This is a genomic window from Lacihabitans sp. LS3-19 (assembly GCF_024343575.1).
Classification (GTDB): domain Bacteria; phylum Bacteroidota; class Bacteroidia; order Cytophagales; family Spirosomataceae; genus Leadbetterella.
Genome location: NZ_RJUA01000021.1, coordinates 35794 through 36119, shown reverse-complemented (window position 1 = coordinate 36119; position 326 = coordinate 35794). Strand labels below are relative to the sequence as shown.

At 27.6% G+C, this 326-nt stretch carries 1 protein-coding gene; it reads right to left on the bottom strand.

All coding sequences use genetic code 11. The annotated features are described in order from the left end of the window. Window positions 1–14: 14 nt before the first annotated feature. A partial coding sequence (locus EGI22_RS13550) for a GIY-YIG nuclease family protein (RefSeq protein WP_255068999.1) occupies window positions 15–326 on the bottom strand: 312 nt, incomplete at its 5' end.

Sequence of the window (326 nt, the reverse complement as noted above, 5' to 3'; positions counted from 1 at the left end):
GGAGAGTCAGTTGCTTAATTCTTTGTTTCTTCTAAAATTTTAGTAATTAAATCTGGATATTTTTTCAAGTTGGAAATGTATTTTGAGCTTTTCATAGATTTGATTTTTCTCTCTAGTCGAATGGCATGGGCATAATTATCAGTTGGGATTTTTAAAAATAAATTCCAATCTTCAGCAGAATTTGAGAAGTGTTGGCCTTGATAAAAATGTGAATTGTGATTCTTAATTCTTATTTCTAAATTAGACTGAGTTGCACCAATATAGAATTTATTGATTTTTTCTGAAAATAAGATGTAACAGCAAATATCATTCATGAAAAATAGCAT